Origin of the sequence: Ochrobactrum sp. S1502_03 (assembly GCF_044435015.1) — a bacterium.
Classification (GTDB): domain Bacteria; phylum Pseudomonadota; class Alphaproteobacteria; order Rhizobiales; family Rhizobiaceae; genus Brucella; species Brucella chromiisoli.
In genome coordinates, this window is sequence record NZ_JAYEXN010000001.1 from 93968 (window position 1) to 108262 (window position 14295).

Here is a 14295-nt window from a genome sequence, read left to right on the forward strand (position 1 = left end):
AATTTCAATGCAGAAAAACGACAATATCCGTATTCGGTTCCCTGAATGTCGTCCTCATTTGACAAAAATGCGACGACAGTCTGTGGAGATATTCAAATCGTTTAGATCGCAACGCACAATTCTTTCCGAACATTAATGTTGCGTTATAAAATGAGCGGTTTCTACAACCCTAACATACTGAAAATAAGAATAATACCACTCTGAAGAATAGATTTCGAAAATGCTCTGCCGATGCTCTTTGTTTCTAAAATGAAAAAGACACCCGCCAATGCGGATGTCTGATGGGTAAAATCGGGGCGATACGCCTGAATTATGAATGGCCTTGAGCCAAAACCTCTGCTTTTTCATCCGCTCGAGATGCTCGGTCATGTCCGAAAATCCGCCAATAGCGCGGACGGAAAGCGATGCGGCTTTTTTCAGCCGCTGGATGTTCGGCCGGAATCTCGATCTCGACACGTTGACGCGCCCCGCCGATTTCAAGCTCGACCCGCCTTTTGCCCCCCGATCTTCGGCTGGCAATAACTGTGCCTGCGATGCAGCCCCCACAGCCATCGAGCAACTCGACATCATGCGGGCGGAAGAAGAGCTGTGCTTCGCCATCGTCCGCGCCATCAGCCACCAGTCCGATATTGCGATCCGCCAGCCAGACTTCCCCTTTTTCAATCCTTACCGGCAGCGTGCTGGATTCACCAATAAAGCCATAAACAAAAGGCGAGTTCGGCTGATCATAAACCTCATCCGGGGTACCGATCTGTTCAATCCGCCCCTGGCTCATCACCACCACGCGATCCGCAAGCTCCAGCGCTTCATCCTGATCATGCGTGACGAACACGGTCGTATGGCCGGTACGGTCATGAATTTCGCGTAGCCAGCGGCGCAATTCCTTACGCACCTGCGCGTCAAGTGCGCCAAAGGGTTCATCAAGCAGCAGAACCTTTGGCTCAATCGCCATGGCGCGGGCCAGAGCAACGCGCTGACGCTGCCCACCGGAAAGCTGCGTTGGATAGCGATTTTCCAGTCCCTTCAACTGCACCAGATCAAGCAATTCGAGTGCACGACGCCGGATCTCAGCGGAAGGCGGACGGGTGCTGCCGGGGCGGACCTTGAGGCCAAAACCGATATTCTCGGCGACCGTCATATGGCGAAACAGCGCATAATGCTGAAACACGAAGCCAACATTGCGCTCCTGCACGCTCTTATGCGAGGCATCCTCATCACCAAAAAAAATCGCTCCTTCTGTGGGCCGTTCAAGACCGGCAATCAGACGCAACAAGGTTGTTTTGCCCGATCCGGACGGACCAAGCAAAGCAATCAGTTCACTCGAACGAATATCCAGCGACACGTTATGCAATGCCGGAAAGCGACCAAACTCTTTACGCACACCGGCGACACGAACTTCCATTCCCGATCCTTTCCCCTACCACCGACTGCTCAGCCAAAGCATGGGCGGCTTATTTTCTTTTGGACAATTTAGTTTTTAATGCCCGTTACTGCCAGCCAGTTCATCACCATAACGCATCTCCAGAAAAGCTTTGGCCGCCAAGGTCACAAGGGCAAGCAAGGCCAGCAGAGATGCAACCGCGAAAGCCGCAACGAAATTATATTCATTGTAGAGAATCTCGACATGCAGCGGCATGGTGTTGGTGAGGCCGCGGATGTGTCCTGACACCACCGAAACAGCGCCGAATTCGCCCATTGCGCGGGCATTACACAGCAAGACACCGTAGAGAAGGCCCCACTTGATATTGGGCAAAGTGACATAACGAAAGGTCTGCCAACCATTGGCGCCCAGCGAAATGGCTGCTTCTTCATCACCGCTTCCCTGCTCCTGCATCAGCGGAATAAGCTCGCGTGCCACAAACGGAAACGTCACAAAAAGCGTTGCCAGGACAATGCCCGGAACAGCAAACAGGATTTGAATATTATGGCTTTCAAGCCACGGCCCCAGCAAGCCGTGGCTTGCAAAAAGCAGCACAAAAACCAGACCCGAAATCACCGGTGATATCGAAAAAGGCAGATCGATCAGCGTTGTCAGAAGCGCCTTGCCTTTGAACTCATATTTGGCAATCGCCCATGCAGCCGCGACACCAAAAACCAGATTGACCGGAACAGAGATAACCGCAACGAGCAATGTCAGCCGAATTGCGGCCCATGCATCGGGCTCCGCCAAGGCTGCCAGATATTCGCCCATGCCTTTACGGAAGGCTTCGACAAAAACGGCCACCACCGGCAGGATAAGAAACAGCAACAAAAAGATCAGCGCTATGCTGATCAGCACAATACGCGTTGGCAGGCTTTCGCTCACAGCGCTGCGCGCAGGAGAAACATGGTCACGCGCCATAGCCATACCTCTTTCTTGACCACGACTGGAACAGATTGATCAACAGCAGCATGGCAAATGAAAGTGCGAGCATCACAGTCGCAAGCGCCGTTGCACCGGCATAATCATATTCCTCCAACCGGATCACGATGAGCAGCGGAGCAATTTCCGAAACATAAGGCGTGTTGCCTGCTATGAAAATGACCGAGCCGTATTCGCCCACCCCGCGCGCGAAAGCCAGTGCAAAGCCAGTAAGAATTGCGGGCTGCAATGCGGGCAACAAAACCTGCCAGATCGTCTGAAAACGCGATGCGCCAAGCGTTGCCGCCGCCTCCTCGACCTCCCGGCTGATCTCTTCCATAATGGGCTGCACCGTGCGCACCACAAATGGCAGCCCGATGAAAATCAGCGCCACAACGATGCCGGCACGGGTGAAAGCAATGCGAATGTCGAAAGGCGCCAGCAGACTGCCAATCCAGCCATTGGGCGCATAGATTGAAGCGAGCGCGATACCGGCAACGGCTGTGGGAAGCGCGAAGGGAATATCAACGATTGCATCGATAAACCTGCGACCAAAAAAACGATAGCGCACGAGAACCCATGCGAGAATAACACCGAAAATCACATTAATGACTGCAGCAATGAAAGCGGTGCCAAAGCTGGTTTCAAGTGCCTTTAACGTGCGTTCATCGGTGATGATCCGCCAGAAGCCGGCAAAGCCAACATCTGTTGAGCGCAGCACGAGGGCTGCAAGCGGAATGAGAATGAGGAGAGTCAAATAGGCGACACTAAAACCGAACGTCAGTCCGAAGCCCGGAACAACGCTCGGTTTTCTGAAATGCCACCCTGCTCTGACCCGTGCAGGGTGCGAAGACATCAATATTTGCTCCCTTTTATTGGTCTTTCTCAGCAATCACTGCCCTGACAGAGGCTCATTTACCCGGTTTGTAAATCTGGTCAAAAGTACCACCATCGCCAAAGTGATAAGGCTGCGCCTTGGCCCAACCGCCGAAAACCGGGTCGTCAATCGTTACAAGGTCGAGCTTCGGAAAATCACGTTTCTGGTCAGCAGGCACAATATCCGGCTCGGATGGACGATAGAAATGCTTGGAGGCAAGGGCCTGACCTTCCGGTGAATAGAGATATTCGAGATAGGCCTGCGCAACCTTACGGGTTCCATTGTCATCAGCATTTTTGTCAACCAGCGCCACCGGTGGTTCTGCCAGAATAGACTGCGGCGGCACCACAATATCAAAGGCATTGTCGCCGAATTCAGCGATGGAAAGATAGGCCTCATTTTCCCAGGCCAGCAAAACATCACCCAACTGACGCTGCACAAAGGTTGTGGTCGAACCACGCGCACCCGTATCAAGCACCGGGACATGGCGGAAAAGTTCGCCGATATATTCCCTTATCCTGGCTTCATCGCCGCCATATTCCTTATTGGCCCATGCCCATGCAGCGAGATAATTCCAGCGTGCACCGCCCGAGGTCTTCGGATTGGGCGTGATGACTTCAACCCCGTCTTTGACCAGATCGCCCCAATCCTTGAGGCCCTTCGGGTTTCCCTTGCGCACGAGAAAAACAATCGTCGATGTATAAGGCGAAGAATTATGCGGAAGGCGCTTGCGCCAATCCTTGTCGATTTTGCCGGAATGTTCGACAATTGCGTCAATATCGCTTTCCAGTGCAAGGGTGACAACGTCCGCTTTCACGCCATCAATAACGGAACGTGCCTGCTTGCCCGAACCACCATGCGAAACACGGATGGTCAGGTTTTCGCCTGTCTGCTCTTTCCAATGCTTCGCAAAAGCCGCGTTGTAATCCTTATAAAGCTCCCGCGTCGGATCATAGGACACATTGAGCAATGTCTGATCGGCGTGACCGACCTGAATAGTTCCGGCAATACCCGCCGTTGCTAAAAAAGCTGCAAGCGTGAATGAGACTCTCGATATTTTCATGACCACCTCTCCGCGTTTCATTGACCTGAGAGTATCAGAGGTCTTTGCACACAGGATGCCATAAGCTTTCTCTTATTTGAAAGCACTTCGAAAATTATAAGCTATGATAATGAAATATGCGGAATTAAATTTTCACCCGATTTCTCAAATAACCGAATTCCGGGGAAAGAATTATCAATTTCAGGATGAAGCGGCAGATTTAAAAGTGGGACCCGGATTAGGATTGCGGGGGCAAATTAACTCCGGGCCCCGGCCGATCTAACGACCAGCACATGAAGAACGGCCAAGTGTAAATTAGGTTCCCGTAAAAAATTGAAATTCTTTGTTTTTTCTGCCAGACCTTTCATAACGCTTTACGAAACAGAGGTCATTATGCTGAGAAAATCTCGCAATACAGGCATCGTTCTTGCTCTGAGCGCACTCGCATCAAGCCCCGCTCTGGCCCAGACAATCAGCCGGGATTCGGTCATTCGGACGGATTATGTCTGTGAACGCGGGGTCGTGGTGCCTGTCACCTATATTCATGCGGGCGAAGAGCCTGCTTTTGCCGTCATTGACGTTGAAGGCAAAATGGTTGCTCTGCAATGGCATAATGCGCTCAGGAAATATGTCGCAATGGACGAGCAGGACAGCTATCGCTGGGCTGAAAAAGATGGACGGGCCATTCTCACCCATCTGGAGGCGGACGATTCGGCCAAAGAAATCACGCTGCTTTCAGCCTGCCGCGCGGATGATGGTGCGCAATAGAAACGTTCCGGCAAACCTATAAAGGTGCGCTCATCATCATGGCACGAGGTAATGCTTGTCCCACTGAGACTGCGGAACCTCCTCACCAATGTGATAATCAAATGAAACGACATTGATGTGCTCATCATCCGTTTTGCAAACGAATGAGAGCTTGTACCAATGCTCGCGGCTGCGAAAAGCAGCGCCATCCGCTTTGATCATATTTTTTGAGGCAACAGGGTCAGAAAAGGCATAGGCCAGCACCTTATCGACCGAAAGCTTTCTTTTATCCTTGCTGATGCGTTCCATCGCCTCGACATCGCAACGCTGCTCAAGACGCGTTGCAGGGTCAAGCCTTTCAAGTTGTGCTTTTTCCAGCGCCGTCATTGCCATGGACGGCGTACTCAAAGAGGCGGCAACACTCATGATAAAAAATGACGAAAAGCGAAAAGGAAAATTCGAAATCAGAGCGGATAAAAATTGCATTGGCTTACGCATAACTCGCTTTGCGGGAGTGTAAAAAACGCTTCTAACACATAATCTGCGTCAGATTTTTGATCATCACAGCAAGTTTATCCGGTTTTCACAGCAAGAATTTCAAACGCCACAACGCTCAGGAAATTCTATCTTCAAACAAAGTCCGATCTCGACCGGCCTCTTTGGCTTCATAAAGAACCTTATCAGCGCGCTCCACCGCCCGCCAGAAATCGTCTTTATGCCCCAGTCTGACCACTCCAAAACTGCACGTCAGGCTCGTATCCTTTGACAGGCGCGAGAAAACGCGTGTCTTGACGCTTCTCCGAATGCTCTCGACCAGCTCAAACGCCGCCTCACTCGGCATATCCTCAAGGCAGATGACAAATTCCTCGCCGCCGATACGCGCCGTCAGATGACGATCAGTACAATAGGACCTTAAAATAGCTGCGAACTCTGTGAGCACTGTGTCCCCCGTCGCGTGTCCATAAATATCGTTGATCGTTTTGAAATAATCGATGTCGCAGGCGACAACCCAGCCAGAAAAGCGACCGCGCTCCAGCGCGTTCATCCCTGTTTCAAGCCCACGGCGGTTTAAAAGCCCGGTCAGCGGATCAGTATCCCGTTCATAAACCAGTTCTCTGAACCGATCAGCCCCCGCTGCCGCAAATAGCACCAGACCGGCAATGACACCCGCAACAGCGGTTGAAAAAACAGTCCATTGCCAGAATGGCGTAAAAGCAAAGTCAGCTGCCGTGTCATCACCGACAATGGAATGCGCGGTCAGCAGTGTTCGGGGAAAAAACTGCACCGCAACCAAAAACAGCATTCCCAGAATGAGCTGGTCAGCGACAGAGCCCCGCGCCAATCCGCGCAAGTACCAGACAAAGGTCAAAATCATGCATGCGAGGCCAAAATTCACAACGTAAATGCGATTGATCGCATTGGGCTGCACGTAGAGAAAATAAACAACGCCACCGACAATCAGACCAAAACTGACAATCCCGAACCACAGCGGCAAACGGCGCGCGGACCTGAGAAGAATGCCCTGCCCGCCCGATAAAGTGCCGACCACATATATTGTGGTGGTCAACAGCGTGTTGACACCATCATCTGCCGGTATATCGACAAGCTGGGAAAGCATGGCCAGGCCGATGCAGAAAAAGCATAATGCACACCATAAGAGATGGCGGCGCAGCTTATCCATTGCACCGACAACCACAAAGGCCAGTGAAAACAGCATTAAAACGGCTGGGAGTACATAAAGCATGTAATGATTATCTTATTTCCACTTTAGCGGTGTCTTATCGCCTTCATTGATTAAAAACACAATTCTGTAAATTAAACCTGCGATAGAAACACCGTTTGCATACGGGAAACGCTCTTGATTTCGCGTATCCGCCCGTGCTTGAAACAGCCAAAGATAATGGCCAATTTAGCTCTATGGCCGCTGACCGCCATATGGCGAAAGGAACAGATATGAAGCCCGTTTTCCTGCAACTGCAATGCGCCCCCGGCAAGACCTATGAGGTTGCGGACACGCTCTATCAGCGTGAGATTGTTTCGGAACTCTATTCGACGAGCGGCGAATATGATCTGCTCGCCAAGATCTACGTAAAAGAAGGCGACGACATCGGCAAATTCATCAATGAAAATGTGCTCGATATTCCCAATATTGTGCGTTCGCTCACGACCCTGACCTTCACTGCTTTCTAAAGTGAGCTAAATCGGGCTGCCCTGCCTGAAATAAAGATTTGATTCACCATTAATCCATTATCCTGATCCTTCAGGGAACCTCTTTGTGTGCCTGAGCATTGACTCTGCGACAACCCACACTGGGTTTAGAGCAAACAGAAATCGATAGCGACAGTGGAAAGATCATGGATAATCTTGAACATAGGCGGGTACTGGTCGTGGAGGACGAAATTTTCGTCGCTCTCGACGTTGCCGCCACTGTGGAAGATGCCCAGGGCACTGTTATCGGCCCTGTGGGCACCGTAAAACAAGCCATAGACCTCATCAATAAGCAGGAAGTGGACGCCGCCATTCTCGACGTCAACCTTGCGGATGGTGATTTGGAGCCTATTCTGGACAGACTAAAGAGCCGCAACGTTTTTGTCGTGGTTCATACAGGTGGAGGACTGCCCACGCATCTTGCTGCGCGCTATCCTGATGTGCCGGTGTTTCGAAAACCCGTGCCACCCTACGTGCTGACGAGGACGCTGGCCTACGCATTTTCTTCTGAAGTGATGCAGCGCTGACGATGCGGCACAGTTTTCCCGACTTTGCAACCGTGCTGAGAGAAACGAAAGCCTAAGGCGACAACCACAATCACGCGCACCGACTCTGCGCATGTCGCTTTGGCCGTTTTTTTCAGCCGGTTTTAGTTTCGCCTCTCCTGTCTCGACGTCGGGCTCATTTAGAGCGAAAACATCGGCTCTTTTTGACCTGCACGTTTTTCAAAGCAGTGCATGAAAACCGTCAATGCGTTGATTGACAGCGCCTTGGCGGAAGCAACGAGCGGCGTTTAAGAAATTTCCTTACGTTTAAAGCGTAAAATCTTTTGCATTATATCAACAATATGCTAAGTTGGGGCGGTCGGTGTCGGCAATTATGATTGCACGCCTGAACATTTCCGCTGAATGCGATGTGCTTGAAAATAGCGCACCAGTGCAGGCGCTGGGGCAATTTGCGCTTTGCGTAGAGCGGGTGATTCTGGCATACCGACGACCAAATTAGAACAGTTCCTAAAAGGTTTGAAAATGCCTCCTTATCGTTCGCGTACTACCACCCACGGCCGCAATATGGCTGGCGCGCGCGGCCTATGGCGCGCCACCGGCATGAAGGATGAGGATTTTGGCAAGCCAATCATTGCCGTGGTGAACTCGTTCACCCAGTTCGTGCCGGGCCATGTGCATCTGAAAGATTTGGGCCAGCTGGTTGCCCGTGAAATCGAAAGCGCTGGTGGCGTTGCGAAAGAATTCAACACCATTGCGGTCGATGACGGCATCGCCATGGGTCATGACGGCATGCTCTATTCGCTGCCATCGCGCGAGCTGATCGCCGACTCGGTGGAATATATGGTCAATGCCCATTGTGCCGATGCGATGGTGTGCATTTCCAACTGCGACAAGATCACGCCCGGCATGCTGATGGCCTCGCTGCGCCTCAATATTCCGGTCGTTTTCGTTTCCGGCGGTCCGATGGAAGCTGGCAAGGTCGTGTGGGACGATCAGGTCAAGAAGCTCGACCTCGTGGACGCCATGGTTGCTGCCGCCGATGACCACTATACCGACGATCAGGTCAAGGCGATTGAGCGCTCTGCCTGCCCAACCTGTGGCTCATGCTCGGGCATGTTCACCGCCAATTCGATGAACTGCCTCACAGAAGCACTTGGCCTGTCGCTGCCGGGCAATGGTTCGACGCTCGCAACCCATGCCGACCGCAAGCGCCTGTTTGTGGAAGCCGGTCATCTGGTTGTCGATCTCGCGCGCCGTTATTATGAGCAGAACGACGACAGCATCCTGCCGCGCTCGATTGCAAGCGTCCCGGCTTTTGAAAACGCCATGACGCTTGATATTGCCATGGGCGGATCGACCAATACGGTCCTGCATCTTCTGGCGGCTGCACAGGAAGCCGAAATCGACTTCACCATGGCCGATATTGACCGTCTGTCGCGCCGCGTGCCGGTTCTTTGTAAGGTCGCGCCTGCCAACAATACGGTTCACATGGAAGATGTGCATCGTGCAGGCGGCATTATGGGCATTCTCGGCCAGCTCGACAAGGCAGGGCTGATCAATACCGATCTGCCGACCATCCATAGTGAAACCATGGGCAAGGCGCTCGATCATTGGGACGTGACGCGCACCAACAGTGAAATGGTGCACAAGTTCTATTCGGCGGCCCCCGGCGGCGTGCCGACACAGGTTGCATTCAGCCAGGAACGCCGCTTTGACAGCGTTGATACGAACCGTGAAACGGGCGTTATCCGTTCGAGAGAACATGCGTTTAGTCAGGATGGCGGTCTGGCCGTGCTTTACGGCAATCTGGCTGAAGACGGCTGCATCGTGAAGACGGCAGGCGTGGATGATTCCATTCTGAAATTCTCCGGCCCTGCCCGCATCTTCGAAAGCCAGGATTCTGCCGTGCTCGGTATCCTGAACGGCAAGATCAAGGCTGGCGACATTGTGCTGATCCGCTATGAAGGTCCGCGCGGCGGTCCGGGTATGCAGGAAATGCTCTACCCAACCAGCTACCTGAAATCGAAGGGCCTCGGTAAGGCTTGCGCGCTGGTCACTGACGGACGTTTTTCGGGCGGCTCTTCGGGTCTTTCAATTGGTCACGTTTCGCCGGAAGCAGCCGAAGGCGGCACGATCGGTCTGGTGCGCGAAGGCGATATTATCGATATCGACATTCCAAACCGCAAAATCCATCTGGCTGTTGATGATGCAACGCTGGCGGAACGCCGCGCCGAGCAGGATGCATCCGGCTGGAAGCCGCTTGAAGAGCGCAAGCGCAAGGTTTCAACCGCGCTCAAAGCTTACGCTTCCATGGCAACGAGTGCTGCCAAGGGCGCGGTGCGGAAATTGCCGGATTGATTGAAAATTCAGATGCAGTAATCAAACCCTTCCTTCATGCGGGGAGGGGGTGATTCTTGGACGGCTTCTCCGGTAAAATATTCAAGTCCGTTTTTAGGATTTAGATAAAATAATGGCCGCTCCAAAAAAGCATCATTTTCTTCCCGTTTTTTACCTCAAACAATGGACTGGAGAAGCAGATACCCTTGTTGAGTTCAGCAGACCTTACGGTAACGTTGTAAAGCCGCGACGAGTTCACCCCGCAGCTACGGGCTATATCTATCGTTTGTATGCTATTGACGGCCTCCCAGACGAAGCTGCGCAGAAAATTGAAACAGAATTTTTGTCCCCTATCGACAGCCGAGCTGCTGAAGCGCAAAAACTATTATTATCTAAACAATCGCTTTCCCCAGCCCAGCGACATGCTTGGGCTCAATTTATCGCAACTTTGATGTTGAGAATGCCGGATGACATTTTAAATTTTAAGGCATCGTTGCACGATCTCTACAAGTCTATCATACCTGAATTCGAAACAGTATATAATACTATTCGACGCGCTTCGGATAATCAATTCGATCAAATTAGTACTGAGATAATCGCGCCTGCGCCTCAGAAAGCCATGCTTAAATTACCAGAGATAATGTCCAACAAAAGAATAATCGATGGAATTCTCAAAATGAAATGGTTCGTACTTTATGTACGTAACTATGATTTTATCACTTCAGATAGACCCGTTATTTTCGATACACCTTTTAATAATTCTCAAGGCTGGTTGGCCTGCCCGATTTCGCCCCATCATTTATTTTTTGCGTATCAAAGTGAGGATACAGCTAATCAATTAAGAGCAGTTCCTTTACAGACCGTCCGACTCAAATTTAATAATTTGTTCGCCCTATCGAGTAAAAGGCTCGCTTATGCTATTAATGATCAGCACTTAAGATTTATTCAAAAACGGATGAACTCAATAGACAAATTCAGTTTATCTAATAAATTCAGGGAAACCTTTGATAATCACATCCCATCATTAAAAGAAGCCTTCTCAAAAGCCAATGATAACGAATTTGCTCGCGAACTACACGGACACGAGCCTTTTTAATCAGCTTTAAAAGCCCTCGCCACCGCAGGCATCAAATCGTTCTTGACCGACTCCGGCGTAAACGGCCCGACATGCTTGTAAACGATCTTACCGTCTGCATCGACGAGGAAGGTTTCCGGCACGCCGTAGACCCCCCATTCAATGGCGGAGCGTCCCGCGCGGTCTGCGCCCACGGCAGCAAAGGGATTGCCGAGATCGCCAAGAAAACGGCGGGCGTTTTCGGGTTGGTCCTTGTAATTGAGGCCAACCACACGAATGCGCTTGTCCTTGGCGATTTCCATCAAAAGCGGATGCTCCTGACGGCATGGTACGCACCATGATCCCCAGACATTGACGAGCGTGAGCTTGCCCCCAGGGCCCGTTTTGAAATCTTCGCTGTTGAGCCCCGGCACGGGCGCACCATCGCGCAGAAGGCCTTCGACGGGCGGAAGATTGGTTGGCGGTGCCTGTCTGCCAATCAAGGCCGAAGGAATGGTCGTATTGTCTTTGCCGGATAAAAGCTGCACGGCAAAGATCGCGGCAAGGCCAACGAAGATTAGCAAAGGCAGCAGCGCCACCAATATGCGGGGCTTTTTAGCGGTATCGGCTTCACTCATTGCGCAGAACTCTTTGCCGAGCGGCGGCGCACGCCTTGCGCTTCAAGCCGTTTGATCTCATTTTTCTGAATGCGCTGATCGATCAGTATCCAGCCAATCGTGATGGCGAGGGCTGCGGCGGCGATGCCATAGGAGATCGCCACATAAGCGAAATGGCTCATTGCGTTGCCTCCTGTGCTTCCACACGCACTTTTTTCATACGGCTGCGATCTGCATTGCGGGCTGCAAGCTTTTTCATCATAGCCACGCGACGACGCCAGATTTCATTGCGCATCGCCATCATGTGCAATGTGAGAAACAGCAGCGTGAAGCCGATCGCCATCACAAAAAGCGGCCGCAGCATAGAGCCGTCAATCGTCGGACCATCCATGCGGAAAACCGAAGCGGGTTGATGCAATGTGTTCCACCAGTCGACCGAGAATTTGATAATCGGAATATTGATAAAACCAACCAGTGTGAGGACGGCGACGGACTTTGCACTTTTGGCCGGATCATCCATGGCGCGCGACAGCGCAATAATGCCGAGATACATCAAAAACAGCACGAACACGGAAGTTAATCGCGCATCCCACACCCACCATGTGCCCCACATCGGCTTGCCCCAGAGCGAGCCGGTTGCAAGTGCAAGCGCTGTGAACACCGCGCCCAAGGGAGCCGCTGCGCGGATTGAGACATCCGCCAGCGGATGGCGCCAGACCAGCGTCCCCAGGGCCGAGATTGCCATGATCGAATAGCACATCATCGAAAGCCAGGCGAAAGGCACATGGATATACATGATGCGGACAGTCAGACCCTGCTGATAATCATCCGGCGACAGAAAAACCATATAAAGCCCGGCTGCCAGAAACAGCCCGGCAAAGCCTCCAAGCCACGGCAGAACCTTACCCGCAAAAGCGAGAAAGCGGGTCGGGTTTGCCAGATCGAGCCAGCTTTGGGTTTTCATCATGTCATTCGTCATGGCCTATACTTATACCTGACGCGATATGCCGTTCAATTGACCGTAATCAACTGCGTCAATCCGCCGAGCCTGATCTTATCCGAAAACGGATTCCCACTTTTCGGGATCACATTATTTTCGAGCATGATCTTATCCGAAAACCGGTTCCCACTTTTCGGGATCATGCTCAATCCGCCGAACTTTTTAAAGATGCAGCAGCTGCCAACGGCCCTAAAACAGCAAAAAACAAAGTCAGCGCACACAGAATCAGAAACGGCGCAAAGAATGGGGCCACAGCATCGGTCGCGCCATATGAAGCCGAGACACCGAAAATCAGCACCGGAATGGTCAGCGGCAGCACGATCACCGAAACCAGCAAGCCGCCGCGCGGAAGCGCCACCGCCAATGCCGCACCGACTGCGCCGATGAAAGCAATGGCTGGCGTTCCGACCAGAAGTGTCAGCGCAGTTGCAGCGGTTGCGGTCATATCCATATTCATGAACAGCCCCAACATGGGTGACGCAATGACCAGCGGCAAAACGCTCGCCACCCAATGGGCAAGACATTTCACAAAGACTGTAAAAGCCAGCATATGGCGGTCTGCACCAATCAGCAGCAGATCAAGCGAGCCATCTTCTCGGTCCGCCTGAAACAGCCGGTCGAGGCCAAGAAGTGTTGCCAGCAAAGCGCCGATCCATAACATGGCCGGACCAATGCGCGAGAGCAGATTAAGATCAGGGCCGACACCAAACGGCATCACTGAAATGACAGCCAGAAAGAACAAAATCCCGATCAGTGCGCCGCCACCGGCACGAAAACCCAAACGCAAATCTCTGATAAACAGTGCTCCCATCACGCCACCTCGGGCGCATAGGCGGCCATGTCGAGCGATTTGATCCCCGTCAGACCAAGCGGAATATGCGTTGCGGCAATCACCATGCCGCCCTCACGCCTGTGATCGCGCATCAGTTCTGCAAAGCGCGCCTCGGATGCCTTGTCGAGACCGGCGGTCGGCTCATCGACAATCCAGACCGGGCGATGACTGATCAGCAGTTTGGCAATGGAAACACGGCGCTTCTGCCCGGTTGACAGATAGCCAAAAGGCAGATGGTCAACGCCCGGCAGATCGACTGCCTCCAGTGCCTCTTCAATATCGAAGCGTGCAGCACCATTAAATTTTTGCCAGAACAAAAGATTCTCGCGCACGCTCAAAGCGGGCTTCATTGCATTGAGATGGCCAAGATAATGGCAAGCAGCGCGCACTGGCATCGAAACAGTGTCTTCGTAGAGCGCAATGGTGCCGTTTTCCGGCGCCAGAAGACCACAGATGATTCGCAGCAATGTCGATTTTCCAGAGCCGTTCGGGCCGGTGACAATAAGTGCTTCACCCGACGACAAGTCAAATGAAAGGCCTGCGAAGATCGTCTCGCCCGCGCGCTCACCTGCCAGATTTTCGGCTTTGAGCCGCATTCTCTCTCCTCAGCCCCTTCTGGCAACGTCTAAAAGGGGCTATCGCAACATTTCGCCGCAAGGGGGCAAATTCACGAAATTCAGTCTGGAATCGTTTTAGGAAACTCTCTATATGAGGGCTACCATGCCAGCGGTCGG

At 52.2% G+C, this 14295-nt stretch carries 16 protein-coding genes; 5 read left to right on the top strand and 11 right to left on the bottom strand.

Going from position 1 to position 14295, the window contains the following annotated elements:
* Positions 1-310: 310 nt before the first annotated feature.
* The 4 genes from VBH83_RS00405 to VBH83_RS00420 form a co-directional block, all read right to left on the bottom strand.
* Positions 311-1402, bottom strand: coding sequence for a sulfate/molybdate ABC transporter ATP-binding protein (locus VBH83_RS00405; protein ID WP_396995907.1), 1092 nt, complete (start codon positions 1400-1402; stop codon positions 311-313).
* 75 nt (positions 1403-1477) lie between these two features.
* Positions 1478-2341, bottom strand: coding sequence for a sulfate ABC transporter permease subunit CysW (gene cysW, locus VBH83_RS00410; protein ID WP_396996094.1), 864 nt, complete (start codon positions 2339-2341; stop codon positions 1478-1480).
* Complete coding sequence (gene cysT / locus VBH83_RS00415) at positions 2331-3197, bottom strand: sulfate ABC transporter permease subunit CysT (RefSeq protein WP_396995909.1); 867 nt, start codon at positions 3195-3197, stop codon at positions 2331-2333. Before cysT ends, cysW begins: the two co-directional genes overlap by 11 nt.
* A gap of 55 nt (positions 3198-3252) precedes the next feature.
* The gene (locus VBH83_RS00420) at positions 3253-4281 is read right to left on the bottom strand and encodes a sulfate ABC transporter substrate-binding protein (protein ID WP_265982681.1); all 1029 of its coding nucleotides are present in this window, start codon (positions 4279-4281) and stop codon (positions 3253-3255) included.
* A gap of 372 nt (positions 4282-4653) precedes the next feature.
* Here VBH83_RS00420 and VBH83_RS00425 point away from each other — a divergent pair, with 372 nt between their 5' ends.
* Positions 4654-5028, top strand: coding sequence for a lysozyme inhibitor (locus tag VBH83_RS00425; protein WP_323054526.1), 375 nt, complete (start codon positions 4654-4656; stop codon positions 5026-5028).
* Between the two features lie 36 nt (positions 5029-5064).
* On the opposite strand, the gene VBH83_RS00430 is transcribed toward VBH83_RS00425, so the two are convergent.
* The gene (locus tag VBH83_RS00430) at positions 5065-5433 is read right to left on the bottom strand and encodes a DUF930 domain-containing protein (protein WP_265983817.1); all 369 of its coding nucleotides are present in this window, start codon (positions 5431-5433) and stop codon (positions 5065-5067) included.
* Positions 5434-5620: 187 nt separating this feature from the next.
* A complete protein-coding gene (locus tag VBH83_RS00435) occupies positions 5621-6751 on the bottom strand; it encodes a GGDEF domain-containing protein (protein WP_265982680.1) in 1131 nt (376 codons plus the stop codon).
* Between the two features lie 209 nt (positions 6752-6960).
* Between VBH83_RS00435 and VBH83_RS00440 the strand changes: the two genes are divergently transcribed.
* The 4 genes from VBH83_RS00440 to VBH83_RS00455 all read left to right on the top strand — a co-directional run bounded on the left by VBH83_RS00440 (position 6961) and on the right by VBH83_RS00455 (position 11154).
* Positions 6961-7197, top strand: coding sequence for an Lrp/AsnC ligand binding domain-containing protein (locus VBH83_RS00440; protein WP_265982679.1), 237 nt, complete (start codon positions 6961-6963; stop codon positions 7195-7197).
* Between the two features lie 164 nt (positions 7198-7361).
* The gene (locus tag VBH83_RS00445) at positions 7362-7742 is read left to right on the top strand and encodes a response regulator (RefSeq protein WP_265982678.1); all 381 of its coding nucleotides are present in this window, start codon (positions 7362-7364) and stop codon (positions 7740-7742) included.
* A gap of 501 nt (positions 7743-8243) precedes the next feature.
* Positions 8244-10079 carry a dihydroxy-acid dehydratase gene (ilvD, locus tag VBH83_RS00450; protein WP_396995913.1) on the top strand — a complete coding sequence of 612 codons (1836 nt, stop codon included), beginning with the start codon at positions 8244-8246 and terminating at the stop codon, positions 10077-10079.
* A gap of 112 nt (positions 10080-10191) precedes the next feature.
* On the top strand, positions 10192-11154 hold the full coding sequence (locus tag VBH83_RS00455) for a DUF4238 domain-containing protein (RefSeq protein WP_396995915.1): 963 nt from the start codon (positions 10192-10194) through the stop codon (positions 11152-11154).
* On the opposite strand, the gene VBH83_RS00460 is transcribed toward VBH83_RS00455, so the two are convergent.
* From VBH83_RS00460 to ccmA, 5 genes are all read right to left on the bottom strand, one after another.
* On the bottom strand, positions 11151-11750 hold the full coding sequence (locus tag VBH83_RS00460; RefSeq protein WP_265982675.1) for a DsbE family thiol:disulfide interchange protein: 600 nt from the start codon (positions 11748-11750) through the stop codon (positions 11151-11153). The genes VBH83_RS00455 and VBH83_RS00460 overlap by 4 nt on opposite strands.
* Positions 11747-11911, bottom strand: a complete 165-nt coding sequence (gene ccmD / locus VBH83_RS00465) for a heme exporter protein CcmD (protein WP_265982674.1) — start codon at positions 11909-11911, stop codon at positions 11747-11749. Before ccmD ends, VBH83_RS00460 begins: the two co-directional genes overlap by 4 nt.
* Positions 11908-12708 (bottom strand): heme ABC transporter permease, encoded by an 801-nt coding sequence (locus VBH83_RS00470; protein WP_265982673.1) that lies wholly within the window; start codon positions 12706-12708, stop codon positions 11908-11910. Before VBH83_RS00470 ends, ccmD begins: the two co-directional genes overlap by 4 nt.
* 166 nt (positions 12709-12874) lie before the next feature.
* Positions 12875-13540, bottom strand: coding sequence for a heme exporter protein CcmB (gene ccmB, locus VBH83_RS00475; protein WP_265982672.1), 666 nt, complete (start codon positions 13538-13540; stop codon positions 12875-12877).
* A complete protein-coding gene (ccmA, locus tag VBH83_RS00480; protein WP_265982671.1) occupies positions 13540-14157 on the bottom strand; it encodes a heme ABC exporter ATP-binding protein CcmA in 618 nt (205 codons plus the stop codon). The genes ccmB and ccmA overlap by 1 nt, the downstream gene beginning before the upstream one ends.
* Positions 14158-14295: the final 138 nt, after the last annotated feature.